This window comes from Mesorhizobium sp. M1A.T.Ca.IN.004.03.1.1 (assembly GCF_003997555.1).
In the GTDB taxonomy this organism is placed as follows: Bacteria; Pseudomonadota; Alphaproteobacteria; order Rhizobiales; family Rhizobiaceae; genus Mesorhizobium.
In genome coordinates this window covers 884,408-909,586 of the sequence record NZ_RZTV01000001.1, presented here as the reverse complement: position 1 = coordinate 909,586, position 25,179 = coordinate 884,408, and the positions used below count along the sequence as shown (strand labels likewise).

At 64.0% G+C, this 25,179-nt stretch carries 22 protein-coding genes; 6 read left to right on the top strand and 16 right to left on the bottom strand.

The window, feature by feature from the left end; translation table 11 throughout:
- Positions 1–120 precede the first annotated feature (120 nt).
- The gene (locus EOD29_RS04355) at positions 121–1,905 is read right to left on the bottom strand and encodes a tetratricopeptide repeat protein (protein WP_095823310.1); all 1,785 of its coding nucleotides are present in this window, start codon (positions 1,903–1,905) and stop codon (positions 121–123) included.
- A gap of 197 nt (positions 1,906–2,102) precedes the next feature.
- On the bottom strand, positions 2,103–3,779 hold the full coding sequence (gene leuA / locus EOD29_RS04350; RefSeq protein WP_164748231.1) for a 2-isopropylmalate synthase: 1,677 nt from the start codon (positions 3,777–3,779) through the stop codon (positions 2,103–2,105).
- A 528-nt stretch (positions 3,780–4,307) separates the two neighbouring features.
- On the opposite strand from leuA, the gene EOD29_RS04340 reads away from it, so the two are divergent.
- Genes EOD29_RS04340 through EOD29_RS36485 form a run of 3 tightly spaced genes read left to right on the top strand, consistent with a single transcriptional unit; the run spans position 4,308 to position 6,512 of the window.
- The gene (locus EOD29_RS04340; protein WP_127246001.1) at positions 4,308–5,474 is read left to right on the top strand and encodes an ATP-grasp domain-containing protein; all 1,167 of its coding nucleotides are present in this window, start codon (positions 4,308–4,310) and stop codon (positions 5,472–5,474) included.
- A 4-nt stretch (positions 5,475–5,478) separates the two neighbouring features.
- Entirely contained in the window at positions 5,479–6,255 is a 777-nt protein-coding gene (locus EOD29_RS04335) for an esterase family protein (protein ID WP_127246000.1), read from the top strand.
- Entirely contained in the window at positions 6,255–6,512 is a 258-nt protein-coding gene (locus tag EOD29_RS36485) for a hypothetical protein (protein ID WP_067326429.1), read from the top strand. Before EOD29_RS04335 ends, EOD29_RS36485 begins: the two co-directional genes overlap by 1 nt.
- Here the strand turns inward: EOD29_RS36485 and EOD29_RS04325 are convergent.
- From EOD29_RS04325 to EOD29_RS04305, 5 genes are all read right to left on the bottom strand, one after another.
- Entirely contained in the window at positions 6,506–7,258 is a 753-nt protein-coding gene (locus tag EOD29_RS04325) for an SDR family NAD(P)-dependent oxidoreductase (RefSeq protein WP_067327099.1), read from the bottom strand. The genes EOD29_RS36485 and EOD29_RS04325 overlap by 7 nt on opposite strands.
- Positions 7,259–7,310: 52 nt before the next feature.
- A complete protein-coding gene (locus tag EOD29_RS04320; RefSeq protein WP_127245999.1) occupies positions 7,311–8,414 on the bottom strand; it encodes an AbrB family transcriptional regulator in 1,104 nt (367 codons plus the stop codon).
- Positions 8,415–8,490: 76 nt separating this feature from the next.
- Complete coding sequence (locus EOD29_RS04315; RefSeq protein ID WP_095781246.1) at positions 8,491–8,802, bottom strand: putative quinol monooxygenase; 312 nt, start codon at positions 8,800–8,802, stop codon at positions 8,491–8,493.
- A 52-nt stretch (positions 8,803–8,854) separates the two neighbouring features.
- The gene (locus EOD29_RS04310) at positions 8,855–9,640 is read right to left on the bottom strand and encodes an SDR family oxidoreductase (RefSeq protein ID WP_082953952.1); all 786 of its coding nucleotides are present in this window, start codon (positions 9,638–9,640) and stop codon (positions 8,855–8,857) included.
- Positions 9,641–9,723: 83 nt separating this feature from the next.
- Complete coding sequence (locus EOD29_RS04305; protein ID WP_127245998.1) at positions 9,724–10,158, bottom strand: DsrE family protein; 435 nt, start codon at positions 10,156–10,158, stop codon at positions 9,724–9,726.
- 107 nt (positions 10,159–10,265) lie between these two features.
- Between EOD29_RS04305 and EOD29_RS04300 the strand changes: the two genes are divergently transcribed.
- Positions 10,266–11,348, top strand: coding sequence for a hypothetical protein (locus tag EOD29_RS04300; protein ID WP_127245997.1), 1,083 nt, complete (start codon positions 10,266–10,268; stop codon positions 11,346–11,348).
- 262 nt (positions 11,349–11,610) lie between these two features.
- Here EOD29_RS04300 and EOD29_RS04295 read toward each other — a convergent pair whose 3' ends face one another.
- The 5 genes from EOD29_RS04295 to EOD29_RS04275 all read right to left on the bottom strand — a co-directional run bounded on the left by EOD29_RS04295 (position 11,611) and on the right by EOD29_RS04275 (position 18,033).
- On the bottom strand, positions 11,611–12,558 hold the full coding sequence (locus EOD29_RS04295) for a cation diffusion facilitator family transporter (protein ID WP_095801702.1): 948 nt from the start codon (positions 12,556–12,558) through the stop codon (positions 11,611–11,613).
- 5 nt (positions 12,559–12,563) lie between these two features.
- Positions 12,564–14,753, bottom strand: coding sequence for an anthranilate synthase (locus EOD29_RS04290; RefSeq protein WP_095801838.1), 2,190 nt, complete (start codon positions 14,751–14,753; stop codon positions 12,564–12,566).
- 235 nt (positions 14,754–14,988) lie between these two features.
- Positions 14,989–16,044, bottom strand: a complete 1,056-nt coding sequence (locus EOD29_RS04285) for a succinylglutamate desuccinylase/aspartoacylase family protein (protein ID WP_127245996.1) — start codon at positions 16,042–16,044, stop codon at positions 14,989–14,991.
- A gap of 154 nt (positions 16,045–16,198) precedes the next feature.
- Positions 16,199–17,575, bottom strand: a complete 1,377-nt coding sequence (locus EOD29_RS04280) for an FAD-containing oxidoreductase (RefSeq protein WP_127245995.1) — start codon at positions 17,573–17,575, stop codon at positions 16,199–16,201.
- A complete protein-coding gene (locus EOD29_RS04275) occupies positions 17,572–18,033 on the bottom strand; it encodes a DUF4126 domain-containing protein (RefSeq protein WP_067327104.1) in 462 nt (153 codons plus the stop codon). Before EOD29_RS04275 ends, EOD29_RS04280 begins: the two co-directional genes overlap by 4 nt.
- 133 nt (positions 18,034–18,166) lie before the next feature.
- Between EOD29_RS04275 and EOD29_RS04270 the strand changes: the two genes are divergently transcribed.
- Positions 18,167–18,724: a sugar O-acetyltransferase gene (locus EOD29_RS04270; protein ID WP_127245994.1), complete on the top strand. Its 558-nt coding sequence runs from the start codon at positions 18,167–18,169 to the stop codon at positions 18,722–18,724.
- On the opposite strand, the gene EOD29_RS04265 is transcribed toward EOD29_RS04270, so the two are convergent.
- Positions 18,711–19,694, bottom strand: a complete 984-nt coding sequence (locus EOD29_RS04265) for a helix-turn-helix domain-containing protein (protein ID WP_127245993.1) — start codon at positions 19,692–19,694, stop codon at positions 18,711–18,713. The two genes, EOD29_RS04270 and EOD29_RS04265, sit on opposite strands and share 14 nt — an antisense overlap.
- Before the next feature lie 56 nt (positions 19,695–19,750).
- On the opposite strand from EOD29_RS04265, the gene EOD29_RS04260 reads away from it, so the two are divergent.
- A complete protein-coding gene (locus EOD29_RS04260; protein ID WP_245475214.1) occupies positions 19,751–20,437 on the top strand; it encodes a cysteine hydrolase family protein in 687 nt (228 codons plus the stop codon).
- A gap of 174 nt (positions 20,438–20,611) precedes the next feature.
- Here EOD29_RS04260 and EOD29_RS04255 read toward each other — a convergent pair whose 3' ends face one another.
- The 3 genes from EOD29_RS04255 to EOD29_RS04245 all read right to left on the bottom strand — a co-directional run bounded on the left by EOD29_RS04255 (position 20,612) and on the right by EOD29_RS04245 (position 25,116).
- Entirely contained in the window at positions 20,612–22,291 is a 1,680-nt protein-coding gene (locus EOD29_RS04255) for a formate--tetrahydrofolate ligase (protein ID WP_067326468.1), read from the bottom strand.
- A gap of 376 nt (positions 22,292–22,667) precedes the next feature.
- On the bottom strand, positions 22,668–23,792 hold the full coding sequence (locus tag EOD29_RS04250) for a DUF2333 family protein (RefSeq protein WP_095777276.1): 1,125 nt from the start codon (positions 23,790–23,792) through the stop codon (positions 22,668–22,670).
- Between the two features lie 16 nt (positions 23,793–23,808).
- The gene (locus EOD29_RS04245; protein WP_127245992.1) at positions 23,809–25,116 is read right to left on the bottom strand and encodes a DUF6638 family protein; all 1,308 of its coding nucleotides are present in this window, start codon (positions 25,114–25,116) and stop codon (positions 23,809–23,811) included.
- Positions 25,117–25,179 lie beyond the last annotated feature (63 nt).

Sequence of the window (25,179 nt, the reverse complement as noted above, 5' to 3'; positions counted from 1 at the left end):
ATCAAACGCGTAAGCAGGCCTAAGACTCGTTGAGTGTCGACGCCCGCTGTGCCGAGCAGATCCGGCGTGCGAATTTAATATTCCAATCAGTCCGCACGTCAGCGAATGCTCCACGTTCGCTCAGCTCGGATTGCCAATCCCCGCAGAGCGCAAGGATTGCACCAGCCGGTCGATGAGATCGGCGGGGTACTTCCTGTCAACAAAAGTGGCGCGCGGATTGGCGGCGAATTTCGGGAATTCGGCCGTGAGCTCGTTCGCCAATTCGTTTGCGAGCTTGTCGCGGCCTGAGATCTTGGCGCCGATCAGGCGCGCCGCCAGGTAATGCGATTTGGACGCGGTGGTCCGCAGCGACTCGCTGGCAATCGCTGCCCTCTGGGTGTCGCCTTGCATGAAGGCTCCGACAAACAGGCCATAGTCCCACCAGGTCGGATGACCGCTGAAGGCCTCGACGGCATGGCCCAGGATCGGCGTCCCTTCCTGGTATCTGCCAGCGAAGATCAGGCCGTAGCCATAAGCGGCGGCCATGCCGAGATCGTAGGGGTTGAGCTCATAAGCCTTGCGCATCCAGCGGATCGCTTCGTCGGTGTTGCCGAGGCGCGAGTTGAGGTAGCCGTAGGCGCGATGCGCGTGCGGGCTCATCGGTGCCATCTGAATGGCGCGGTGGGCAAACGACATGGCCTGCTCGACCGTTGCGCCGGGCGGATAGGCGTAGCGGTTGTTGACGGCTTCCAGATGCAGGGAAGCCAGTTCCGAGTAGATGAGCGATGATTTGGTGCTTTCTCTGACCAGCTTCTCCAGACAGCGATACGCAGCTTCGTGCGCCTTGGCGCTCTGGTCGAGATAGTAGAGGTCGTCGAGCACCAGACATCCTATCTGGCTGGTCCGGATATCGCTCTGGTCGATATAGCTGTAGATCGCGCCCGAAGCGGGGACGGTAGAGCTCAGGAGATTGGCGATGTTGCTCTCGACCGCACCAGGCGCGCTTTCGGCCGATGTCAGGTTGCGTGACAGGAGAACCCGTCCCGTCGCGACGCTCTGCAGCTCGATCATGACGTCGCCGGCGTTAGTCCCGGGAATAAGATCGAAAACGAAGCTGATCGGATCGGCGGAACGATTGCGCGTAGCGTCGGCGTCGCGTCCGATGAAGTCTATCGTATCGAAGCCGGCCAGACCGGCGCGCAGCGAGGAAGCAACACGGGCCGCCTCGGGTCCGTCGGCTTTGATGGCCAAGTAGATCAAAGGCAGGCCTTCGAACGTTTGGGAAGCGACGCTGCTGGTCGCGCCTGCCGTTTCGACTTCAACCGGCGCGACCGCGTCGTCACCACGAAGAAAGGCGTTACCCTGGCGGACGACAAGGATACCCAGCATGGCGATGACCAGCACCATGGCGGCCCAGAAGAACCGCAACTGGCGCGTCAGCGATGACGCGGATTGGGTCGGTGCCGGGGTCGTCGTCAGCGGCACGGCGTCGACCGGTGCGGCGGCGGCCTCGGGCTTCTCGAAATGCTTGGAAGGCCGGGCGATCGGGGCATCCGCGGGTTTGGCGTCGGCTGGGAGCCGTATGGCGTTCAACTCGTAAGAAGGCACATAGCCGCCGCGCGGAATGGCGATGCGTACCGGCTCGCCAATGCCTTCGCTGGCGAAATATTGATCCAAAAGCTCGCGCAGCCGCCCCGCCTGGACCCTGACGACCGCGTCGGTCGATCCGTCGAAATCGCCGTCCTTGCCGAAGACATCCATGGCAATGGACACACCCTTCAGCCGGTCGGCTTCGCCTGCCTGCTCGCGTTCGACCAGATAGCGTAACAGCCTGCGGGCCCGCTCGGATCGTCCGAACGTTTCGCTGGCAAGCAGTCGCTCCAATGTCTCGCGCACTGCGGGGGCGGCAGGCGTGGCAGGCTCCAAGTGTCGGACCTTTCAGAGTCGGCACAGGTTAGGGCGCGATAATATAGCGCGCGCTCCAGCGCACAAGGAACCTTCTGTTATGTGATCGCGTAAGCCACGGGAAATTTACCGGCCGGTTAACGAATTTGAACGCGGCTCGCGCCTGCCATGAAGCGTGGCACGTCCGATGAACGCGCCACGCTTTATCAATCGAACAATCAGGCGGCCTTGCGGCCCAGGATGCGGTTGGCGGCCGAGACCACGGCCTCCAGCGAGGCGGCGACGATGTTGGTGTTTATGCCTGCGCCGAACAGCTTGCCGCCGGGATATTCCATCTCGACATAGGAAATGGCCGAGGCGTTCGAGCCGCGCTGCAAGGAATGTTCAGAATAGTCGAGCACCGACATGTCGACGCCGATATGGCGCGAAAGCGCATCGACGAAGCCGTCGATCGGGCCGGTACCGGTGCCGGTGATGGTGACTTCCTTGCCGTTGTCGAGGATCTCCGCCTCGACCACGCGACGGCCCTTTACCGCAGTGTCCGGATAGGTGCGATGGTCGAGGAATTTCAGCCTGGCGCCGGGCTGGTCGACATAGGCTTCGAGGAAGCGCTCGTGGATGCGCTTGGCCGGCACTTCCTTGCCTTCGGCGTCGGTGATCGCCTGGATGTCCTGGCTGAACTCGATCTGCAGGTTGCGCGGCAGATTGAGGCCGTAGTCGGCCTGCAGCACGTAGGCGATGCCGCCCTTGCCCGACTGCGAGTTGATGCGGATGATCGCCTCATAGGTGCGGCCGACATCAGCGGGGTCGATCGGCAGGTAGGGCACTTCCCAAACCGGCGTGTTGGCTTTGCGCAGCGCCTTCATGCCCTTGTTGATGGCATCCTGGTGCGAGCCGGAGAAAGCGGTGTAGACGAGCTCGCCGACATAGGGGTGGCGTTCCGGGATCTTCAGCTGGTTCGAATATTCATAGACGTCCTTCATCCGGTTGATGTCGGAGCAGTCCAGCTCGGGATCGACGCCTTGCGTGTACATGTTGAGCGCCAGCGTCACGATGTCGACATTGCCGGTCCGCTCGCCATTGCCGAACAGCGTGCCCTCGACGCGGTCGGCGCCGGCCATCAGGCCGAGCTCGGTGGTGGCGATGCCGGTGCCGCGGTCGTTGTGCGGATGCAGCGAGATAATCAGCTTGTCGCGGTTGTCGAGATTGCGGCACATCCACTCGATGCGGTCGGCATAGACGTTGGGCGTCGACATCTCGACCGTCGATGGCAGGTTGACGATCAGCTTGTTGTCGGCCGTCGGCTTCACGATCTCGGTGACGGCGTTGCAGATCTCCAGCGCGACCTCGAGCTCGGTACCGGTGAAGCTCTCCGGCGAATATTCGAAACGGAAGCCGCCGCCGGCCTTGGCGGCCATGTCGGTGATCATCTTGGCGGCATCCGTGGCGATGCGCTTGATGCCGGCGACGTCCTTTTCGAAGACGACGCGGCGCTGCAGCTCGCTGGTCGAGTTGTAGAAATGCACGATCGGGCGGTGGGCGCCCTCGAGCGCCTCGAAGGTCCGCGTGATCAGCTCGGGCCGGCACTGCACCAGAACCTGCAGCGACACGTCCTTGGGCACGCCGCCCTCCTCGACGCACCAGCGGGCGAAGTCGAAGTCGGTCTGCGAGGCCGACGGGAAGCCGATCTCGATCTCCTTGAAGCCCATGTCGAGCAGCAGCGCGAACATGCGCGCCTTGCGCTCATGGCCCATCGGGTCGATCAGCGCCTGGTTGCCGTCGCGCAGGTCGACCGAGCACCAGATCGGCGCCTTGTCGATCACCTTGGACGGCCAGGTGCGATCGGCGAGGTTGACGGTCGGGTAGGGCTGATATTTGCGGGCGGCATCGGCCATGCGGCCGGGCGCTTGCGCGCCCGTTTCGGCCTCGCCGGCGCGGATTGCTTCTCTTCTATTCATCGTCGTTTCTCCCGGCGGCTCGTGGGACCGCCTTCAGGCGGATCGGTGCCGAGCGGCGCCTTTACCAAAGAATTTCGTTCGCTTGATGTGACTTGCCAATCTAGCCAAGGAGCAGGCGCCCAAAGCGGCGGTTTTCGACCGCCGGGCGCTCCTTCAGCGAACCCGGCGATCGCCGATAAGGCCGAGAAGGAGCAGGGTCGAAGCAAGCGCGCGCACGGTCTCGCGGGCAAAGCCGGGGCGAGAAGAAGCGACGGAGCGGGTGCGCGTGGTCATGCCGGCTCTCTTACAGGAGCGGCCATCCGGAGGCAAGTGCCGGCCCGGCTTTAAGTCTTTGGTTTCATGCATATCGTCTTCCCAAAACCGCTGCACAGTTTTGGTCGACATGCTTTGGCGCGGCTCTTCCCCGCATCAGCCAAATGCGCCACACTCGCCTCCGGAGGACCTGATCCGAGGGGGAGGTCGTGCATGAATTTCGTGTTCTTCTCGCCGCATTTTCCGGGCAACGGCGCCGATTTCTGCGACCGGCTGAAGAAGGCCGGCGCTACCGTGCTCGGCATCGGCGACGCGCCCTATGAGACGCTGAGCAGCAAGCTCAAGGCGGCGCTTTCGGAATATTATCGGGTCGCGGACATGGAGAACTACGATGCCGTATTCCGGGCGATGGGCCATTTCATCCACAAATGGGGCCGCATTGACCGCTTCGAGTCGTTGAACGAGCACTGGCTGGAGCTCGAGGCCAATATCCGCACCGACTTCAACATCTTCGGCACCAAGCTCGACTTCGTGAAGAATTTGAAGCGCAAGAGCCGCATGCGGGCCTTCTTCCGCAAGAGCGGCGTCGAGACAATCCCGCAACGCAAATGCTCCGATCGGGCCGGCGCCATGACCTTCATCCGCCGGGTCGGCTATCCGGTGGTGGTGAAACCGGATTCGGGCTCCGGCGCCTCGAACACGTTCAAGATCTCCAACGCGAAGGAGCTCGATCAGTTCTTCAAGGACAAGCCCGAAGGCGTGACCTTCGTCATGGAGCAGTTCATCGAGGGGCTGGTGGTGACCTTCGACGGGCTGGTCAACCGCGACGGCGAGGTGGTGCTGGCGGCGAGCCACCGCTACGACCAGAGCGTCATGGAGGTGGTCAACCGCGACCGCCATATGAGCTACACCTGCTTCCCCGAGATTACGCCCGCGGTCGAGGAGGCAGGCCGCAAGATCCTGAAGGCGTTCGACGTACGCGAGCGCTTCTTCCACATCGAACTGTTCGAGACCAGGGACAAGCGCATCATTGCGCTGGAGGTCAACATGCGGCCGCCAGGCGCCTGGATGACGGATGCGATCAACTACACTTTCGACATCGACGTCTATGCCGAATGGGCCAACATGGTGGTGAAGGACGCGGCCGGCGGGCCCTACAAGGGCAAGTATTTCACGGCCTATGCCAGCCGCAAGCGACACCTCGACTATTTGCACAGCCATGAGGACGTGCTAGCCGCCCACGGCGACAAGATCGTCCACCATCAGGCCATCGAAGAGGTTTTCAGCCGCGCCATGGGGAACTACGCCTACCAGATGCGCTCGAAGGACCAGAAGGCGCTGCGTCAGGCGGTCGACTATATCCACGCGGAAAAGGCGTGAGCCGATGGACGTCTCCTATCACAAGGCCCATGCCCGCAATCTCGGCCGCTACATGGAATACAAGCGCTACGGCCATGCCGGGCGGCCGGTGGTGGTGTTTCCCACCTCGCAGGGGCGTTTTTACCAGTTCGAGGATTCGGGAGGCGTCGCAGCACTCGCCGAATTCGTCGACACCGGCCGCATCCAGCTGTTCACGCTCGACGGCATCGATTCGGAATCCTTCTTCGACAAGCATGGCGATCACGTCAGTCGCATCGCCCGCCACGAAGCCTATTTCCGCTATGTGCGCGAGGAGGCGCTGCCGGAGCTGCAGGCGGTTGCCGCCAAGGCCAATGGCGGACGCGCCCTCAAGCCGCTGTTCTGCGGCTGCTCGATGGGCGGCTACCACTCGTCGAATTTCGTGTTCCGCTTTCCGGAGCTGGCGAGCGGCGTGATCTCGCTATCCGGCGTCTATTCGACCCGCGACTTTTTCGGTCGGGCGCTCGAGGGCAGCATCTTCTACAATTCGCCGCTCGACTATCTGCCGGGCATCGTCGACCAGAAGCTGCTCGGGCGGCTGAGGGCGCTGAGGCTGATCTTCTGCTGCGGGCAGGGCGCCTGGGAAGAACGAATGCTCGTCGAAACGCGCGAACTGGAGCAGGTGCTGCGCGAGAAATCCATTGGGGCCTGGGTCGACTATTGGGGCGGCGACGTCAGCCACGACTGGCCGTGGTGGCACAAGCAACTCGTCTATTTCTTTGGCCGCTGGCTCGATGACGACCTGATGCACAGGATCGACTGATGACCGCGCCCGACCCGATCCGCCGCTTGTCGAAGCCACCAATGCCGGCGACCCGGGGCCTTTCTCGAACCCTCACCGCCGATGCCTTGCTCACCGATTGGGGCCGTTCCTTCCGCGGACGCGAGCAGATCTCGCGCTGGAACCAATCCGACAGTATCGGCGTACAATCCCTTTTGATGCGCGTCGCGGGGTTGGCCGCCACCTCGGGTCATGTGGAATGGCGGCGTGGGCGCGCTGTCGCGATCCTCGCTCAGTAGGTCGCGCGCCCGCCGGACAGATCGAAGGTGGCGCCAGTGGTGAAGGAATTCTCGTCCGACAGCATGAAGGCGACCATGGCCGCAGCCTCCTCCACCTCGACGAATCGACCGCGAGGCACCTTGCTGAGCATATAGGTCACCTGGGCCTCGGTGAGCTGTTCGAGGATACGGGTGCGGGCGGGCGAGGGGGTCAACGCGTTGACGGCGATGTCGAGACCGGCGAGTTCCTTGCCGAGCGACTTGGTCAGCGCAAGCACGCCGGCTTTGGCGGCCGAATAGGCGGCGGCGTTGGGATTGCCTTCCTTGCCGGCCACGGAAGCGACATTGACGATGCGGCCGTAGTTGCGCGCGATCATGCCGGGCACCAGACGTCGGCAGCAGTAAAAGACGCCGTTGAGGTCGATTTCGATGATCTGCCGCCAGGCGGCGGGGTCATAGTCCACCACGGTCGCGGCCGGCCCGGCAATGCCGGCATTGTTGACAAGGAGATCGACAGGCCCGAGCGCCTGCTCGGTTTCGATGGCGGCGCGGTCGACGGCCTCGATCTGCGACTGGTCGCAAAGCAAGGCATCGACCCGGCCCAAGGGAGCAAGCTCGGCCACAGCGCTCGCCATCGCGGCCTGGTCGATGTCCCAGATGGCGACGCTTGCGCCCGACGACAGCAGGCGTCGGGCGACCGCAAGGCCGATGCCTTGCGCGCCGCCCGTCACGACCCCGACGCGGCCAGAGAGATCGACAGCATTCAAACGACGGTTCATGGCCAATTCCTCTGCTTCTCCATGCACTTGGTAGCGCGGATCAGTCCCTGACGTTTCGCGCCACAAGCTTGGCGACGCTTGGCCCAACAAGCAGCACGACGAGGAAACGGGCCGATTGCAGCGCCATGACGAAGGAGATGTCGACGTTCTGCGCGGCGGCGGCGATGATGGCGACGCTGTCCATGCCGCCGGGGCTGGTCGCCAGATAGGCGGTCAGCGGATCGATGCCGAGCACGCCGCTGATGACGAAAGCCATGCCGCCGCAGAAGGCGATCAGCGCTACGATCGAGGCGATGATCTGCGGCAGGGCGCGTGCCGCGTGGCGCAGGATCGGCCGGGTGAAGTTCAGCCCGATCGCCCAGCCGACCATGGCGTAGCTGACGGCCAGCAGCCAGGGCGGCAATTGCATCGGCACGCTGAAGCCGAGATGGATTACCGCGCCAAAGATGAAGGTGCCAAGGAAGAAGGGCGAGGGCAGTCTGAGCAGCTTGCCGAGCAGGCCGCCGACGACCGCGATGCCAAGGGTGGCGCCAAAGGCCAATGGATCGATCGGCGGAAACCAGATGATGGGCGGCACTTCGACGCCCGACGTGTCGACCCACATCTTGGCGACGAGCGCCGCCGTCACCGAAACGAAGATGACACGCAGATATTGCATGAAGGCGACGAGGCGCTGGTCGGCACCGAAGGCGCCGGCCATCAGCACCATGGCGGTGGCGGCGCCCGGCGAGGAACCCCAGACCGCCGTGGTGCCGGGCAGGATGCGCCAGCGACTGATCAGCCAGCCTAGCAGGCTGGAGGCGGTGAGCGTCGCCACCACCATCCCGAAGAAGAGCGCCCATTCGGCGTAGAAGACCGGAAATATGTCGACCGAGATCGAATTCGCCACCAGGCAGCCGACCACGGCCTGAGCGGAACCGAACAGCGCGCGGGGTACGCGCACCGTGGCGCCGTTGGTGCCGGCCAGGATCGCGGCAAGCATCGGGCCGATCAGCAGCGCCGCAGGCAAGGCGGCCAATTCCAGCGCGCCGGCAAAGAGCAGCGAGAGCACCACCAGCGCCAGCCACTGCTGCAGCGGGCGCAATCGCGTCATGCGTTGAACAGACGGTTGCTCCAGTGACGGTCCTTCTGATGAAGAGTCCATATCCGGCTCTTAGCCCGGGCACGGACAAATGCGAACCCATTTTCCCGCGGAAATGCCGTTGGCGACGGTCTCGCGCTCAGCTGCCCTTCTCGGGGGCCGGAAGGCCGAAGCCGCCGACAGGATGGGTCTCGACCTGGAATTCGAAGCCGGCGATGAAAGGACGCGCCTTGGCGATTGCCGCCTGGACTTCGGGCAGTTGCAGGGACGCCTTATGGCTTGCCTGATCGGTCCACACTTCGGTGACCCAGATCGCGTCGGCATCGGCCGGATCGGTGGCGATGATGTAGCTCAGGCAGCCGGGCAGGGCACCGGTCGTCTCACGCAGCACGTCCATGACTGCATCGCGCTGGCCGCGTGCCGCCCGCATCTTGCCGATCAGTCCGAACATTCACTTCCTCTCCCTCCAGGTTGCACGCTGAGCTGAGTATGCAATCGCCAGCTCACGGCATCAACTGGCCACCATTGACCTCGATCACCTGGCCGATGATGTAGCCGCTCAAGCGGTCGGAAGACAGGAACAGGTAAGCGCCGACGCAATCTTCGGCCCTTCCGGCGCGACCCTGCGGAATGGTGGCGACCATGCCCTTCATCTGCTCGGCGGTGGAATAGCGCTCGTGGAACGGGGTCAGGATGGTGCCGGGCGCCACGGCGTTGACCCGGATGCCGAAGCCGATCAGCTCCTTGGCCATGCCGCGCGTCACGTTGGAGACGAAGGCCTTGGACGAGCCATAGAGGCCGGCGCCGCCGCCGGCGCCGTTGCGGGCGGCGATCGAGGTGGTGTTGATGATGAAGCCGCCCTGGCGCTTCAGCCATGGGATCGCTCTGCGCGAGGCCGTCAGCACCGAGCGCGCGTTGAGATCCATCACCGCATCGTAATGGGCCTCGGTCTGCTCGGCATAGGCAACGCGGCCGAGCATGCCGCCGGCATTGTTGACCAGCCCGTCGAGCCGGCCGAAATGTTCAGCGCTCCCCTCGACCACGCGCTCGACGTCGGCGGGAACCGAAAAATCGCCCTGCGTCAAGAACACCTCGCCGCCGTCGTCGCGGATGGTTTTGGCGAGCTCTTCGGCGGCTTCCCGGCTTGAGTTGTAATGCAGCGCAACGCGGCATTTCTGCCGGGCATAGGCGAGGGCGAGGGCTGCTCCGATCCCGGTCGACGCGCCGGTGACCAGCACCGCCTTGCCGGCAAGATCGGGAATGACAAGCGTGGTCGGGTCAGTTGGCACGTCGATATCTCCAGGATTGCGCTGGCAATTGGTAGACGCTTCCCGGCCAGGTGTTCAAGTCAAGGCAAGATCAGGGCGCGAATTCAGGGCCGCAGATAGACATAGCCCTGGCGCTGCAGCTCCGCGAGCTTGACCACGCCGCCTTTCTCCGCGACCTGGAAGCCGGCAAGCAGGTCGGTCAGTGCGATGTCCATGCCATGCATGGTGTTGCTGCAGGCCTGCGGAACAAGTCCCTGCTGGACGAGGCCGGCAAAGCGGCTGGAGGTCGCGCCGGAAGCGCTCTTTGCCTTGAAGGCCGCAAGCGCCCGCCCGTGCACGACCAGCACGACCTCGACATTGCCGCCGGTGCCCTCATAGTGGTTCTTGATGTTGCCGAGGACGAAGTTGACCTTGTCGCCGTCGCTGAGATGGTAGGCGACCTTCAGCCTGTCTTCGCCGGCGGCGGCGCTCGCCTGTCGCAGACCGAAAAAACCGCCCACTCCGGCAAGACCGGCGCGGAAAACGTCACGGCGCAGCATCGCATCCTCCTCGATCCGGCGGCTCTCGCAAGTTTGCGTGGCCCAGCCTTCGTGCCTAGACTAGCATGAATCGCAATCACGTCCTGTCGGTGCGAGGAGAGGATCACATGACGTCGAGGATGGTGGCAGGTGCGGTGCTGGGTGCCGCGCTGTTCATTGCCGGCGCGGCGCTCGCAGATGATGCCCCCAAGCTGACCGAACTCAGCCCGAACGGCGCCGACGTCTGCTTCGGCCGGGTCTATGATGCCGCCCATCTCAAGGCGCATCCGCACCAGAAGGTGGCGCGCATCTTCTTCTACCATGGCCACGATCCGGCCAGCCGGCCGAACGAGGAGCCGAGCTCGATGTCCGACGCTGCCTATAACGGCTTTCTCACCACCACGGTGCGCGGCGCCAAGAAGCCGGAATGGGCGGCTGGCTGGTGCAACAAGGAGGATCCGAGCGACAAGGCGAGCGGCATCCGCTGCGGCATGGAATGCGACCGCACGCTGGCCTCGCTGAAAGTCGACGACAAGGGCCGGCTGATCCTCTCCAACGTGCAGCCTGACGTCTATCTCGACGCCGGCGCGGAGGAGGATCTCGGCAAGGCGAAATACAACGAGCAGGCGCTGGGCAGCGAAGACGATAATTTCCGTCTCGATCCGATGCCGGCCGACACCTGCAAGGCGGAGTTCGCGCGCATCGATCCGATCGACCCGGCGATCGGGGCCCCGCTGCGCGAGCGGCTGAAGCCGGACCAGCCCTTCTGCTACGGCCGCGACTATGACGACGCGCATCTGAAATCCCATCCGGACCAGATGACGCAGTCGATCCGCGTCTTCCGCGGGCCGATCGAGCTCGCTTCCTTTGCCGCCGGTGGCGATGCCGGCAACTGGCCAGACGGCGCCGACATCGCCATCTCGGTGACGACCAGGCAGAAAGAGGCCAAGGTTACGCAGACCTATTCCTGCCAGGGCGAGGCCGATCAGTGGCGCTGCTCGGCCAGCTCCAAGATGAGCGACTTTGCCTGCGACATCTCGCAGAAGGAGATTTTTCTCAAGCGGGGCGCCAGCGGCACGATGCTGCTGGCCAACCCCAACAATGCGCTCGCCATCGTCGACCTCTGCTCGAAGATGGCGGGCGGCAAGACCACGTCCGACGACAAGGTGTACAGACTCAATCCGATGCCGCAGTCGGCCTGCACGCCGTGAGTGTGCCACTTCGTCACTCTAAAGTGTGGCGCTTCGTCATCCTATGCGGAGCAAGGAGGGAAGCGACGCGCGCAGCCATAGGATCCATGCCGTTATGCTAAAGCGTTGAAACGGTGCAGAACTCTGCTTCGCTGCATGCTTCGGCCAAGGCCACGGCATGGATCCCAGGGGTCTCGGCGATGGAGCTTCGCTCCTGCTTCTTCCAGGGATGACGACACCGCGGAGGCCCGGCCAATTTTCCAAGGCGTGCCTGGAAATCGCTTCAGGCGAAAGGCACCGCCGTTGTGCCTTTCGGCAGCTTCGCCTCGTCGTCCGGCTCGACATGGATGGTGACGCGCACCGAGGGGATCTCGGCCTTCAGCGCGTCCTCGATGCGGTCGCAAATGACATGGCTGGCGCCGACCGTCATGTCGGCGTCGACGACGAGGTGGAACTCGATGAAGGTCGCTCGCCCGGCGATGCGGGTTTTCAGGTCATGCACCTCCAGCGCACCCTTCGAATTGGCCGAGATGATATCGCGGATCTGCATGTGCTCCTGGGTGTCGACGGCACGATCCATCAGTCCGCTCAGCGACTCTCCGGTAAGCTTCCAGCCCTGATAGAGAATGTTCAGCGCAACAAGAAGCGCAAGCAGCGGGTCGAGGATATGCCATCCAGTCATCACCGCGGCGACAAGGCCCACGATGACGCCGACCGAGGTAAGCACGTCGGTCATGATGTGCTGGCCGTCGGCGACCAGGGCCGGCGATCGTTCGCTGCGGCCGTTGCGGATCAGCACGAATGCCCAGACGGCATTGACGAGCGCCGCGCCGGCATTGATCGCTAAGCCCTGCCAGGGCTGTTCGAGCGACGCGGGATTCTGCAGCGATTGCCACACCTTGGCGATGATCAGCAGCGCCGCAACGACGATCAGAACACCCTCGAGCACCGCAGAAAAATACTCGGCCTTGTGATGGCCGAAGGGATGGTCGCTATCGGCGGGCTTATGGCTGATGCGGATCGCCCAGAGAGCGGCTGCTGAAGTGATGACGTTGACGATGGATTCCAAAGCATCGGAATAGAGGGCCACGGAGCCGGTCATCTGCCAGGCAACGAATTTCAGCCCCATCACCAGGAAGGCGATGACGATCGACCAGAAAGCGAGGCTGGCGATCTTGCGCTTCGCGGCGGCTCTTGCGGCCGCCGTCGCCGTGTCTTCCACCGCGGCCATCGTTGCTAGGCAGCCTTTTCCTTGGCCTTGCGCGGCAGATGCGCAACGATGTTCTCGATGATGCGCATGCCGGCATTGTGGCCGAGCGTCATGATCGATTCCGGGTGGAACTGAACGGCGGCGATCGGCTCCTTGCGGTGCTCGAAGGCCATGATGACGCCGTCCTCGGTCTCGGCCGTCACCACGAAACCTTCGGGCAGGCGCACCGGATCGGCGAAGATCGAATGATAGCGGCCGACGGTCACTTCCTTGGGCAGCCCCGAGAAGATGATGCCCGGCTTCGAGACACGGATGCGCGAGGGCTTGCCGTGCATCGGAATGTGCAACTGCCGCAACTCGCCGCCATAGGCTTCGGCCAGCGCCTGCAGGCCAAGACAGACGCCGAAGACCGGCAGGTCGCGGGCGCGCGCTCGTCTGATGGTCGCGGCGCAATCGAAATCCTTCGGCGTACCCGGGCCGGGGGAGAGCACGACGAGATCGGGCTTCAGCCGCTCGAACACCTCTTCCGGCACCGGCGTGCGCACGGTGGAAACAGTGGCGCCGGTCTGGCGGAAGTAGTTGGCCAGCGTGTGGACGAACGAGTCCTCGTGGTCGACGAGCAGGATGTTGACGCCGTCGCCGACGCGCGCGGTGGTGCGTTCGGTGCCTGCGGCGTTGCCGGTCTTGGCGTCGCGTATGGCGGAGAGCATGGCGGATGCCTTCAGTTCGGTTTCGGCTTCTTCTTCCTCAGGAACGCTGTCGAAAAGCAATGTGGCGCCGGCGCGCACTTCGGCGATACCGTCCTTGATGCGGATGGTGCGCAGCGTCAGCCCGGTGTTCATGTCGCCGTTGAAATTGACCATGCCGATCGCCCCGCCATACCAGGCGCGCGGGCTCTTCTCGTTCTGCTCGATGAAACGCATGGCCCACAGCTTCGGCGCGCCGGTGACGGTGACCGCCCAGGCGTGTGACAGGAAGGCGTCGAAGGCGTCCATGCCTTCGCGCAGCCGTCCCTCGATGTGATCGACGGTGTGGATCAGGCGCGAATACATCTCGATCTGGCGGCGGCCGATGACGCGCACCGAGCCCGGCTCGCAGACGCGCGACTTGTCGTTGCGGTCGACGTCCGAGCACATGGTGAGCTCGGACTCGTCCTTCTTGGAGTTGAGCAGCTTGAGGATCTGCTCGCTGTCGGAGATGGCGTCGTCGCCGCGCTTGATGGTGCCGGAGATAGGGCAGGTCTCGACCCGACGGCCGTTGACGCGCACGAACATCTCCGGCGAGGCGCCGATCAGATACTCGTTTTCACCGAGATTGATGAAGAAGGAATAGGGAGAGGGGTTGATCGACTTCAGCTTGCGGGAAATGTCGGAGGGCTGGGTCTCGCAACGCTCGTAGAACATCTGTCCAGGCACGACCTCGAACAGGTCGCCGCGCTTGAAGCTCTCCATCGCCCGGCGCACCAAATTGGCATATTCGCCGGGTTCGTGATCGCCGCGCGGCGGGATGCGGTCGGCGGTCCTGAACGGCTCGACATGAGCATCGCGGGCCAAGCCTTCCGTGGAAAACCCTTCGCCGGAATAGTCGTAGCGGTCGGTCCAGGCCTTGGTCGAATAGTGGTCGACGACGAGGATCTCGTCGGGCAGGAACAGCACCAGGTCGCGCTGGCTCTGCTTACGCTCGAGCTTGTAGTCGACCGGGTCGAACTGGAAGGCGAGATCGTAGCCGAAGGCGCCGTAAAGGCCGAGATTGGCGTCCTCGGCAGTCTTGAACAAAGCCGTGATGGCGCGCAGCACCGTGAAGACGGACGGCACGCGGCTGCGCTCTTCCTCGGTGAAGACGCGGCCGGGCTTGGCGACATCGAGGCGGATCAGCTTTTTCGAGCTCTCGGCAATCGCCACCTCGCTCAGCTCGCCAAGCGCCTTGCCGATCACCGGCAGCAGCACTTCGCCGCGCTGGTTCAGCGCCTCGATCCGCATGGCGCGGCCGCGCGCCGAGATCACCAGCGGCGGATCGATGATGGCCGTGTCCCAGCGCGTGTAACGGCCCGGATATTCGTAGTTCGAGGAGAACACCGCGCCGCGGCGGGAATTCAGGCCGTCGACATAGGCGTCGATCGCGCCTTCATAGGGCTGGTCATGGCGTTCTCGGGTGATCGTCACCCCGCCCGCGGTGACGAAGCGCTCCGCCCCGTTGTCCAGAACTGTAGTCGTCATTGCCGTCTCCATCAGCGTTTTGGGCAACGGACCCGGGAATGGCTTGGAAAAACAAATGGCCGCCCGGACATTCCGCTGCGGCCACCCTCATTTTCACGCATGCGCGTTCGAACCGGCCGCTGTCAGCGAGCCCACCACCAAACGGTCTTGTTCGAACGCATGTTCATGGCGACTCCCATAGCGGCGAATGACGGCCCGCGCAACTGGATTTCACGCGAACGGTAAAGCCGGCCCGTCACTCCTCCAGCGTGCCGGAGCGCGCGTCGGCGCTCCTCTTGTCGCCGGCAAGCTTCAAAAGATCCTCGCCGGCGCGAATGATGCGGCGCGAACGACGGGTCAGGATGAAACCCGACTGGGGCGCGAACACCTCGGTGCGGCCGCCGGCTTCGCCGGGCGCATGGACGATCGTCGCCAGCCGGTCGCCCTTGTTGACGCGGTCGCCGGGCTTGACGTCGTAAAGGATGGCGCCGGCCTTGGGCGAAGGCATCATCTCGATGTTTTCCAGCGGTACGACGGCGCCGGAGAAGCTGCTCGCCTTCGGGACGGAAGGGTCCTGGATGACGCCGCGCGTCACCAGCAAGCGGTAGAGGCCGGCGGCATCGGAGGCGGCCAAGCGGCTGTCGACATCCAGCATGCCGCGATATTCGACCGTGGTGGCGACGCGCCGGTCGAAGCGCGCGACGCTCGCTGGCACATTTTGATAGGGCATGATCGAGGCGCCCTCGAAGGTGCCGCTACTGTCCTCGCTCCACAGCAGGACGGCATCGATGCCCATCGCAGCCGCGCAGTCGGCCATATGCGGCCACAGGCTGGTGTGGATGTAGAGATAGGCAAGGCCCTCATCGTCGCAGTGGAGATCGAGCACGATGTCGTTGCCGAGCGAGAGTTGGACGAGCCGCTTCTTCAGCCGGCGATCGGCGCCGCCGAGGTTGACATCCGCTAAAAGCTTGGCGTCCGGCGCGGCAAGCAGCGGGAAAGCACGGTTGAAGTTGGTGCGGGTGCCGAGATTGAATCGGCCCTGGTGCTCGCCGAAATGGTATTGCGCCCGGCCGATTGGATTGGCCCAGGGCACCAACGTGATGGCGCCCCTGATGCGGCCTTCCGCTTCCGCCTTGGCAAGCATCGGCATCAGCGCGTCGATGGCGACGACACCCGGCAATTCTCCGGCATGAAGCGCCGCCTGCAGATAGGCCGAGGGCGCCGCCTTGTCCGTGCCCTCGAAGCGGAAAACCGGGAATTCGTAAGCAACGCCTTCGCTGTCGCCTGCGATGCGCTCGATGGTCTTTTGCACGGGGTTCCTCCGGTGGGTGGCCAGGCATGCATGGTTACGGCCCGGGTGTCAGTGGTCCAGTCCGCCCGCGCGATAGGCGCAAGCCGATCGTCGGACGCCTTGAGCACTGTTTTGCCAAGACCGAGAGGCCCCGACGTGGAGCGGCGATCTGCCGTTATGCCAGCGGCTTCAAGTCCTGGGCGATGGTCGGCAGAAGCTCCGAGACGTTGGGGTGGATGTGCATGGCGCGCGCCAGCGTCGAGATCGGCGCCTTGGCATACATCAGGTCGAGCACTGAGTGGATCGCCTCGTCGCCGCCCGGTCCGAGCACCGAACAGCCGAGGATCTCGCCGGTGTCGGCGTCGGCCAGGATCTTCATGAAGCCTTGCGTCTCGCCCTTTTCGACGGCGCGGCCGACACGGGTCATCGGCCGCTGGCCGACAAGCGCGCGGCGGCCGGATTTCTTGACAGCGGTCTCGGTCATGCCGCAGCGGCCGAGCGGCGGATCGATGTAAAGCGCATAGGCCTCGATGCGATCGGTGACCTTGCGCGGATCGTTGTCGAGCAGATTGGCGGCGACGATCTCGTAGTCGTTGTAGGAGGTGTGGGTGAAAGCGCCCTTGCCGTTGCAGTCGCCCATGGCCCAGATGCCGGGCACATTGGTGCGCAAGTGGTCGTCGACGACGATGTAGCCGCGCTTGTCGACCTCGACGCCGGCCTTGTCGAGGCCGAGGTCGTCGGTGTTGGGGACGCGGCCGAGCGCCAGCAGCACATGCGAGCCGACCGCCGGCGGCTTGCCGGCAGAGAAGGTCACGGCGATACCGTTGCCCTGCCTGGCAAAGCCGATGTCCTCGGCGCCGACATGGACGGTGATGCCTTCGTTTTCGAGGATCGACTGGATCGCGGCCGAGACGTCCTCGTCCTCGCGGCCCGTCAGCCGCGGCGCTTTCTCGATCACCGTGACCTCGGAGCCGAAACGGCGGAACATCTGGGCGAATTCGAGCGAGATATAGCTGCCGCCGACGACGACCAGATGGCTGGGCAGCACATCGAGATCCATCATCGAGGAGTTGGTGAGATAGGGGACGTCGTTGACGCCGGGCAGGTCCGGCACGGAGGCGCGGCCGCCGGTGTTGAGGAAGATTTTTGGCGCGGTCAGCAGGTCGTCGGCGACGCGCACTGTATTAGCGGATTCGAACCTGGCATGGCCGCGATAAAGCGTGCAGCCCTTCATCCCCGCGATCCAGCTTTCGAGATTGCCGCGGGCATCGTTGGTCACCTTGTCCTTGCGTGCCTTGATCCTTTGATAGTCGACCCCGACCGGACCGGAGAGCGCGACGCCATAGTCGGCGGCGCGGCGGGCAAGATGCGCGGCGTAGGCGCTCGCCACCATCGCCTTGGTCGGCATGCAGCCGGTGTTGACGCAGGTTCCGCCAATAAGCTTGCGCTCGATCAGCGCAACGCTCATGCCGGCGGCGTCGAGCCGGCCGGCGAGCGAAGGGCCGGCCTGGCCGGCGCCGATGACGATGGCGTCGAAGTTTTTCGCGCTCATGCGACCGCCGCCACGATCAGCAGGCCGCCGATGATCGCCACCGCGTCCTCGATGAAGGCGGCGGGCGGATCCTTGCCGAAGGCGGCAGCCATCCTGGCGCGTGCTTCCGCGCCGCCCAGCGTGCCGATCACCGCGCCGATCGCGCCGGCGATGAGGCCGCCGATGGTGGCGCCGACCGTGGCGCCGATCACCGCGCCGCAGAAGGCGCCCGTGACGATGCGCGCGCCAAACTGCTGCGGCACCTTGCGGCTCGGCGTCGACGGCAACTGGTCGGTGACAAGTTCGACAATCGCCAGGACGGTGAAGATGCCGACCGCGATCCAGTGGCCCATGAAGCTTGCCCATGTGCCGGCAACCGGGATCCAGCCGAGATACGAACCCCAGGCAACGGTCGCTGGCGCGGTCATGGCGCGAAGGCCGGCGACGACGCCAATCAGCAATGCCAGAATGTAGAGCATCATCATCCCCTCAAATTCGGAGCTCCGCACGGTTCCGCGGATGGCAAGCTAGCATAGGCCTGGCGTTTGGCCATGGGCTTTTCCGGTCGGGCGGATTGTGCTTTGGCAGCGGGACGGGAATGGAGGAGCAGCCATGACGACAAGCGAGCGCATGAAGATGGCGGCGGGTGAATGGTACAGCTGCATCGACCCGGAGCTGGAGGCGATGCGGGTGGCCGCCCGCGACGCAGTGTTCGAGCACAACAGCATGCCGCCCCGGCAGCGCGGCGACATCGGCGCGACACTGCGAGCGCTGCTCGGCGGCCTAGGCGAGGGCGCGCGCATCGAGGCGCCGTTCCACTGCGCTTACGGCTTCAACCTGTTCCTCGGCGAGGGCGCCTTCCTGAACGCCGGTTGCACCATTCTCGATGCCGCTCCGGTGAAGATCGGCAGGAGGACGCTGCTTGGCCCCAATGTGCAGATCTATTGCGCCGAGCATCACCGCGAGGCCGCCGGGCGGCTGGCCGGATTGGAGATCGCCAAATCGGTGACGATCGGCGACAACGCGTGGATCGGCGGCAGCGCGGTGATCCTCGCCGGCGTCAGCATCGGCGAAGGCGCCATCGTCGGCGCCGGCGCGGTGGTGACGCGCGACGTTCCGGCCAATGCGACCGTGGTCGGCAACCCGGCGCGGATGGTTACACGCCGCTGAGGGCGACCCGTGCGCTGCCCTTCGAGAATTCGCGCCGGTACTGCATCGGCGAGGTTCTGAGCCGTGCCGCGAAATGCTGGCGCAGCGACGTGGCGCTGCCGAAGCCGGCCTCGAAGGCCACCATGTCCATCGATTTGTCGGTCTGTTCCAGCAGCCTCTGCGCCAGCGCCAAGCGCTGTTCGGCCAGCCAACTGCCGAAGCTGGTGCCGGTCGTCTTCTGGAAGCGACGCGTGACGGTGCGGCGGGTGAGGCCAGCTGCTTCGGCGACGCTGTCCAGGGTGTGAGCTTCGCCAAGCGTTGCCCGCACCCCGTCAAGTGCCTTTGTGAACCGGTCGGCGTTTGGCGTCGGCGCGAGCGGTCGCTCGATGAACTGAGCCTGTCCACCCTGCCGGTGCGGCGACAGCACGACGTGGCGGGCGAGCCGAAGCGCTGCCTCGGCGCCGTAGCGGGCGCGCACAATGTGCAGGCAGCAGTCCAGCCCGGCGGCGACGCCGGCCGAGGTAACGATGTCGCCTTCATCGACATAGAGCACGTCGGCATCGACGGCGATATCGGGGTGCAGCGTCTGCAACTGGTCGGTATAGGCCCAATGCGTGGTGGCTTTGCGTCCCGCCAGCAGTCCGGCGGCGGCGATGGCGAAGGTGCCGAGGCAGAGGCCGACGATCAGCGCGCCGCGCTTATGTGCCCGTTCAAGAGCATGCTTGAGCGGCGCGGCCAGAGGAGCATCGAGCTCTTTCCAGCTTGGGATGATGACGATGTCGGCCTGGTCGAGCGCCGAAAGATCGTGCGGGACCGAAATGCTCAAACCGGCATCGGTATGGATAGGTCCTTGCTCCGCCGCGCAAACGCGGAAGTCGAAGCGCGGCAGACCGAGCTTGGTGCGGTCCGCGCCGAAGACCAGGCAAGGCACGGAAAGGTGGAACGGGCTGATGCCGTCGAAGGCGACGACGGCGACGATCGGAGTGCGCATGGCAGACATCACCAGGTTACGGCAAGGAGTGTCCCAATTCTTTCGAATAATGTCAATTGGGCCACTTTCTGGGAATAGATGTTCGGCCTAGCTTCGCCACCTATCAACCCGCTCGAAAGGAACCGCCATGTCAGCACCAGCCACCCAGCCACGCCGCGCACTACAATGGCGGCAATCTCGCCATCCAGCATCCGCCCTTCGCCGACAGCGTCGCCAACGTGGCGCGCGCCATGGACGCCGCCACTGCTGCCGGCATCAAGGTCGTTGTCGTGAAGCAGATGGCGCCGGAGACTTCGCCGATCTTCGCCAAGGGCAGCCATGGCGGCGAACTGCATCCCGAGATCGCCGGGCGCGCCCGCGACCACTATGTCGAGAAGACGCTGCCCTCCGCCTTCACAGGCACCGACCTCGAGAACTGGCTACGCGCCAACCACATCGATACGATCGCGGTCGTCGGCTACATGACGCATAATTGCGACCTGTCGACCATCATCCATGCGGTGCATATGGGCTTTGCCGTCGAGTTCCTCTCGGATGCCAGCGGCTCGGTTCCCTACGCCAACAGCGCCGGCTACGCGTCTGCCGAAGAAATCCATCGCGTGGTGAGCGTGGTGCTGCAGTCGCGCTTCGCCGCGGTGCTCAAGACCGCCGAATGGATCGATTGCCTGAAGACCGGCGCCCTGCCGGAGCGCGACACGATCTATGCGTCGAACCAGCGGGCGCTGAAGCGGAACGCTGCCTAAAGCATTCACCGTTTCACGGAAACGGCGAAATGCTCTGGCTTTTTGTTTTTGACGCAATTCCGGACGGAAAACGGCTCACACTTTTCCTGGAACTGCTCTAGCCGCACCAACTCCGAAAGAAAAAGGGCGCGGCAGCAGTGCGGCGCCCTTGGTCGTTTCAGCTCCCAACGCTGCCTAGAACAGGCCCTCGATCTGGCCCTGCTCATTGAGGAAGATCTTCTCCGAGGAGGGCGACTTGGGCAGGCCGGGCATGGTCATGATCTCGCCGCAGATGATGACGACGAAGCCGGCGCCGGCCGAGAGCCTGACCTCGCGCACCGGCACGGTATGGCCGGTCGGCGCGCCGCGCAGGTTCGGGTCGGTCGAGAAGGAGTACTGGGTCTTGGCCATGCAGACCGGCAGATTGCCGTAGCCTGCCTGTTCCCACGCATGCAACTGGTCGCGGATCGACTTGTCGGCGATCGCCTCGTCGCCGCGATAGATGCGCTTGACGATGGTGTTGACCTTCTCGAACAGCGGCATCTCGTCCGGGTAAAGCGGCGAGAACTGCGAGGCGCCGGATTCGGCGATCTCGACAACCTTCTTCGCCAGGTCCTCGATGCCGGCCGAGCCTTGAGCCCAGTGCTTGCACAGGATCGCCTCGGCGCCCTGCGCCTTGACGAAGTCCTTCATCGCCTGGATTTCGGCGTCGGTGTCGGTGGTGAAGTGGTTGATCGCCACCACCGCCGGCACGCCGAACTGCTTCACGTTCTCGATGTGACGGCCGAGGTTGAGGCAGCCCTTCTTGACCGCTTCGATGTTTTCCTTGCCGAGATCTTCCTTCTTGACGCCGCCATTCATCTTCATGGCGCGCACGGTGGCGACGATCACGGCGGCCGCCGGCTGGAGCCCGGCCTTGCGGCACTTGATGTCGAAGAATTTTTCGGCTCCCAGGTCGGCGCCGAAGCCGGCTTCGGTCACGACGTAGTCGGCAAGCTTCAGCGCCGTCGTGGTGGCGACGACCGAGTTGCAGCCATGCGCGATGTTGGCGAACGGGCCGCCATGCACGAAGGCCGGGTTGTTCTCCAGCGTCTGCACCAGGTTGGGCTGGATGGCGTCCTTCAAAAGCACGGCCATGGCGCCGTCGGCCTTGAGATCGCGGGCATAGACCGGCGACTTGTCGCGGCGGTAGGCAACGATGATGTCGCCGAGGCGCTTCTCAAGATCCTTGAGGTCGGTGGCAAGGCACAGGATCGCCATGACTTCCGAAGCGACGGTGATGTCGAAGCCTGCTTCACGGGGGAAGCCGTTGGCGACGCCTCCCAGCGAACAGATGATCTCGCGCAGCGCCCGGTCGTTCATGTCCATGACGCGGCGCCAGGCGACGCGGCGGGTATCGATGCCGAGCTCGTTGCCCCAGTAGATGTGGTTGTCGATCAGCGCCGAAAGCAGGTTGTGGGCCGTGGTGATCGCGTGGAAGTCGCCGGTGAAGTGGAGGTTCATATCGTCCATCGGCACCACCTGGGCCAGGCCGCCGCCGGCGGCGCCACCCTTCATGCCGAAGTTCGGGCCGAGCGAGGCTTCGCGGATGCACACGATCGCCTTCTTGCCGATGCGGTTGAGGCCGTCGCCGAGGCCGACCGTGGTGGTCGTCTTGCCTTCGCCGGCCGGCGTCGGGTTGATGGCGGTGACGAGGATCAGCTTGCCGTCCTTGTTGCCCCTCACCGATTTGATGAATTCGGCCGAGACCTTCGCCTTGTCGTGGCCATAGGGCAAAAGGTGCTCGTAAGGGATGCCGATCTTGGCGCCGATCTCCTGGATCGGTTTCTTCCTGGCGGCGCGCGCGATCTCGATGTCGGACTTCACTTCGGCCATGACGGCTTTCCTCTGGATTGGGCGGTGGAGGGGAGGGTTTCGATCACTACAGCAATTCCAGGAAAAGTGTGAGACGGTCTGCCGTCCGGAATTGCGTTAAACGAGGAAACGGGGCGGTTCTGCGTTTCCGCCCGGACGCAAGGGCATGTTCTAACCCTGTCGCTGTCACGGCGTCAACTTCCATGCAACTATGTTTCCTGCGAAGAAATTATTGCGTTCCCGGCCGACCTCCCCAAGGTTCTTTGGCGCCCGGTCGTTGCGAGCGTATAGAAGCCAGAGCAGGGATCGTTCCGCCGTCTCAAAACAGCCGCGCAATGCGCGGAATGCGACAGACGCGACGGCGCAAATCCGCCACCCTCCTGCTGTGGCGGCCGCGCTATTGGCTGAGCACGTTGCTGATCTCGACCATGTTGGAGCGCACGCGCAGGATATAGAAGCCCATGGTTGTCAGATGCGTCGGCAACAGCCAGCCGTCCTCGCGGCCGTTGGCGATGATGAAGGGCTGGATGCGCAGTGCCGAGACGAATTGCGCGTCCATGGTGTCCCACAAATTCTGCAGGTGCTTTTCCTTGATCACGTCCTCGAAGTCGGCCTGCGCCGCTTTCATCAGGCCGTAATAGGCGTAGAGCTGGCCATAGGCGAACCAGAAGCGGTCGTCGGCGCGGAAGTCGAACCAGCCGTCATTATGGTTCTCGGCGCGCTCCTTCAAGATCGCGGAGGTCGAGCCGATGTCGCTGGCGATGCGGTCGATATATTGCTTCAGATTGTCGGCGCGGGCATCGAACGTCGCCTGACAGCTGGCAAGGCGAGCGTTGAAGGAGCGCAGCTTGCGCACCGCGTCGCGGTAGTAGCTCGGCGTCGGCGTCTTGGGGCCGAACGGGTTGAGGCCGAAATACCAGGTCTCTTCGTCAAATTGCAGATTGCCGCGTGCATCCTGCAGGTCGGCGTCGATCTGCGAGGTGGTGCGCACGCGGCCGAGATTGTCGGCAAGCTCGGTGGCGGTGCGCCGGACCGCCTGGTTGATGCCGCGCTGGAAGGAGGCCTTGTTGTCCATCCACGGCGTATGGTCCCAGTCGATGCCGAACAAGCCGAGCTTGTAAAGGATCATCGAGGAGACCCAGGCATTCTGGTTGACGTTGAAGTCCGTCAGATCGGCAGCCACCTGGGCTATCCCTGAGTTGCCGCAGGTCTTGGCGGTGTCGGTGCCAGCGCCGGCGGAGACCTGCTCGCCGGCCGAGACGCTGCGCTTCTCGAAGGTGTATTTGTCAGGATAGTTCGGGTCGAAATTGTTCCACCACTGGGTGGCGTAGAAAAAGTTGGCGTAAAGGCCGATCAAAACCAGCAAGGCAAGGCCGACCACCGCCTTCAGGATCCAGCCGCGCTGGCCGTACCAGCGGCCGGCCCATATGAACGGCCAGAGAATAATGCCGACGACGAAGCCTATGCCGCGGCCGATCCACTGGAAAATCCGGGTGAAGAAACTCACGATCGGATCAAGCATGGCTCTCGTCCCCCCCTCAGTCCGTCAAGCCGAAAAGGCGCGCGCGGAATGCCGCCTTGTCCTTCAAATATGTGGTTTTCAGAACGTCCACAACATGCGATCGCCATGCATCGCTGAAGCCGTCGAAGTCCTTGTAGAAGCCCGGTTTATTGAAGACGTAGCGCGAGACGAAGTCCTGCGGCACGAAATCCGAGATCAACTGATTGGTGAGCCAGGCATCGGGATGATCGGGCTTGGCGCGCACAACCAGGAAGCGCTGGCGCGGCGGCACATCTTCAAGCTTCAGGTGGCCGAACTGGGCGATCTCGCGCTTGGCGACGTTGAGGAAAGGGAAATTGCCGTCGCTGGCAATCAGGTCGGCATGGCTGTGGATCCAGGTCTGCAGCCAGACCTTGTCGACGTTCGTCAGGTTGCGGTTGGGCTCGGCATCGCGGATCAGCGCCCTCACCACCATCTCGGCGCGGTGCTCCAGATAGCCCGAGGTCTCGATCCAGGAAGCGCGCGGCAGGTCCAGGCGGCCGGTGGCGGTGAGGAAGCGGAATACCTTGTCGGCGTCGTTGATCGACAGATAGCTGACCTGCCACGGCCGCGAGCGGCGGAAGCCGGGGGCTGCCGGATCGCTGATCACCGTCGTCATGTCGGGGTCGACGAAGACGTAGAGCCCGCCGAAATGGCTGGTCCAGTAGGCGTTGTGGCGGAAGATCACCTGATCGGGCACCAGCGCGTTCTCGCGGATGTCGCCGCAGACCTTGGCGAGGCCGACCATGCGCTCGAGCATGGCGTTGTCGCGCCAGGCGTCGGGCTCCTGCTTCAGCCGGTCGACCAGCTTGCCGAGCTCGGCCGCCTTGCCGAGCACGTCCTCGGCCGACAAAACCTTGAACTCGACCTGATTGATCGACAGCAGGTCCTCGATGTCGTCGACCTTGGGGACGGAGTCCTCGATCTCGCCGTAGATGACGTCCTTGATGGTCAGCGCGTCGATGGCGCGCTGGTTCTTGGACATGAACTCGAACATCAGCTGCGAGGTGTTGGAGAAGGCGGTGTGCACGACCGGCAGATCGATTTGCGACGGCGTCAGGATGATGAAGCGGCGGTTGACCTCGTTGGGATCGAGATAGCCGTAATCGCCGCATTCCTCGGCCACCTCGGGCGAGAAACCGGTGCGGTCGATCTGGAAGCTCGTCAGCTTGGTCGGCTCGAGGCCGAAGGCGACGAGAGCCTTGTTGTAGCGCTGGATGAGATGCGGCTCATCGACGACGAGCAGCCTGCCATAGATCAGCTCGTTGTCGCGCAGAAGGTCGGGCTTTTTGGCGGGACGGGTCATTGGCAAAGGTCCGACGGATGTAGCCTCGAAAGGCGAAGCGGCAACGCCGACGCCCCCCTCTCC

Bases quoted from the DNA above. Each gene is read 5' to 3' on its own strand.
- EOD29_RS04300 (WP_127245997.1), top strand. From the start codon at position 10,266: ATGACGTCGAGGATGGTGGCAGGTGCGGTGCTGGGTGCCGCGCTGTTC.
- EOD29_RS04315 (WP_095781246.1), bottom strand. From the start codon at position 8,802: ATGTTCGGACTGATCGGCAAGATGCGGGCGGCACGCGGCCAGCGCGAT.
- EOD29_RS04280 (WP_127245995.1), bottom strand. From the start codon at position 17,575: ATGAGCGCGAAAAACTTCGACGCCATCGTCATCGGCGCCGGCCAGGCC.
- EOD29_RS04335 (WP_127246000.1), top strand. From the start codon at position 5,479: ATGGACGTCTCCTATCACAAGGCCCATGCCCGCAATCTCGGCCGCTAC.
- EOD29_RS04245 (WP_127245992.1), bottom strand. From the start codon at position 25,116: ATGACCCGTCCCGCCAAAAAGCCCGACCTTCTGCGCGACAACGAGCTG.
- EOD29_RS04270 (WP_127245994.1), top strand. From the start codon at position 18,167: ATGACGACAAGCGAGCGCATGAAGATGGCGGCGGGTGAATGGTACAGC.
- EOD29_RS04320 (WP_127245999.1), bottom strand. From the start codon at position 8,414: ATGGACTCTTCATCAGAAGGACCGTCACTGGAGCAACCGTCTGTTCAA.
- EOD29_RS04295 (WP_095801702.1), bottom strand. From the start codon at position 12,558: ATGGCCGCGGTGGAAGACACGGCGACGGCGGCCGCAAGAGCCGCCGCG.
- EOD29_RS04290 (WP_095801838.1), bottom strand. From the start codon at position 14,753: ATGACGACTACAGTTCTGGACAACGGGGCGGAGCGCTTCGTCACCGCG.
- EOD29_RS04265 (WP_127245993.1), bottom strand. From the start codon at position 19,694: ATGCGCACTCCGATCGTCGCCGTCGTCGCCTTCGACGGCATCAGCCCG.
- EOD29_RS04305 (WP_127245998.1), bottom strand. From the start codon at position 10,158: ATGCTGCGCCGTGACGTTTTCCGCGCCGGTCTTGCCGGAGTGGGCGGT.
- EOD29_RS36485 (WP_067326429.1), top strand. From the start codon at position 6,255: ATGACCGCGCCCGACCCGATCCGCCGCTTGTCGAAGCCACCAATGCCG.
- EOD29_RS04255 (WP_067326468.1), bottom strand. From the start codon at position 22,291: ATGGCCGAAGTGAAGTCCGACATCGAGATCGCGCGCGCCGCCAGGAAG.
- EOD29_RS04275 (WP_067327104.1), bottom strand. From the start codon at position 18,033: ATGCTCTACATTCTGGCATTGCTGATTGGCGTCGTCGCCGGCCTTCGC.
- leuA (WP_164748231.1), bottom strand. From the start codon at position 3,779: ATGGCCGATGCCGCCCGCAAATATCAGCCCTACCCGACCGTCAACCTC.
- EOD29_RS04250 (WP_095777276.1), bottom strand. From the start codon at position 23,792: ATGCTTGATCCGATCGTGAGTTTCTTCACCCGGATTTTCCAGTGGATC.
- EOD29_RS04340 (WP_127246001.1), top strand. From the start codon at position 4,308: ATGAATTTCGTGTTCTTCTCGCCGCATTTTCCGGGCAACGGCGCCGAT.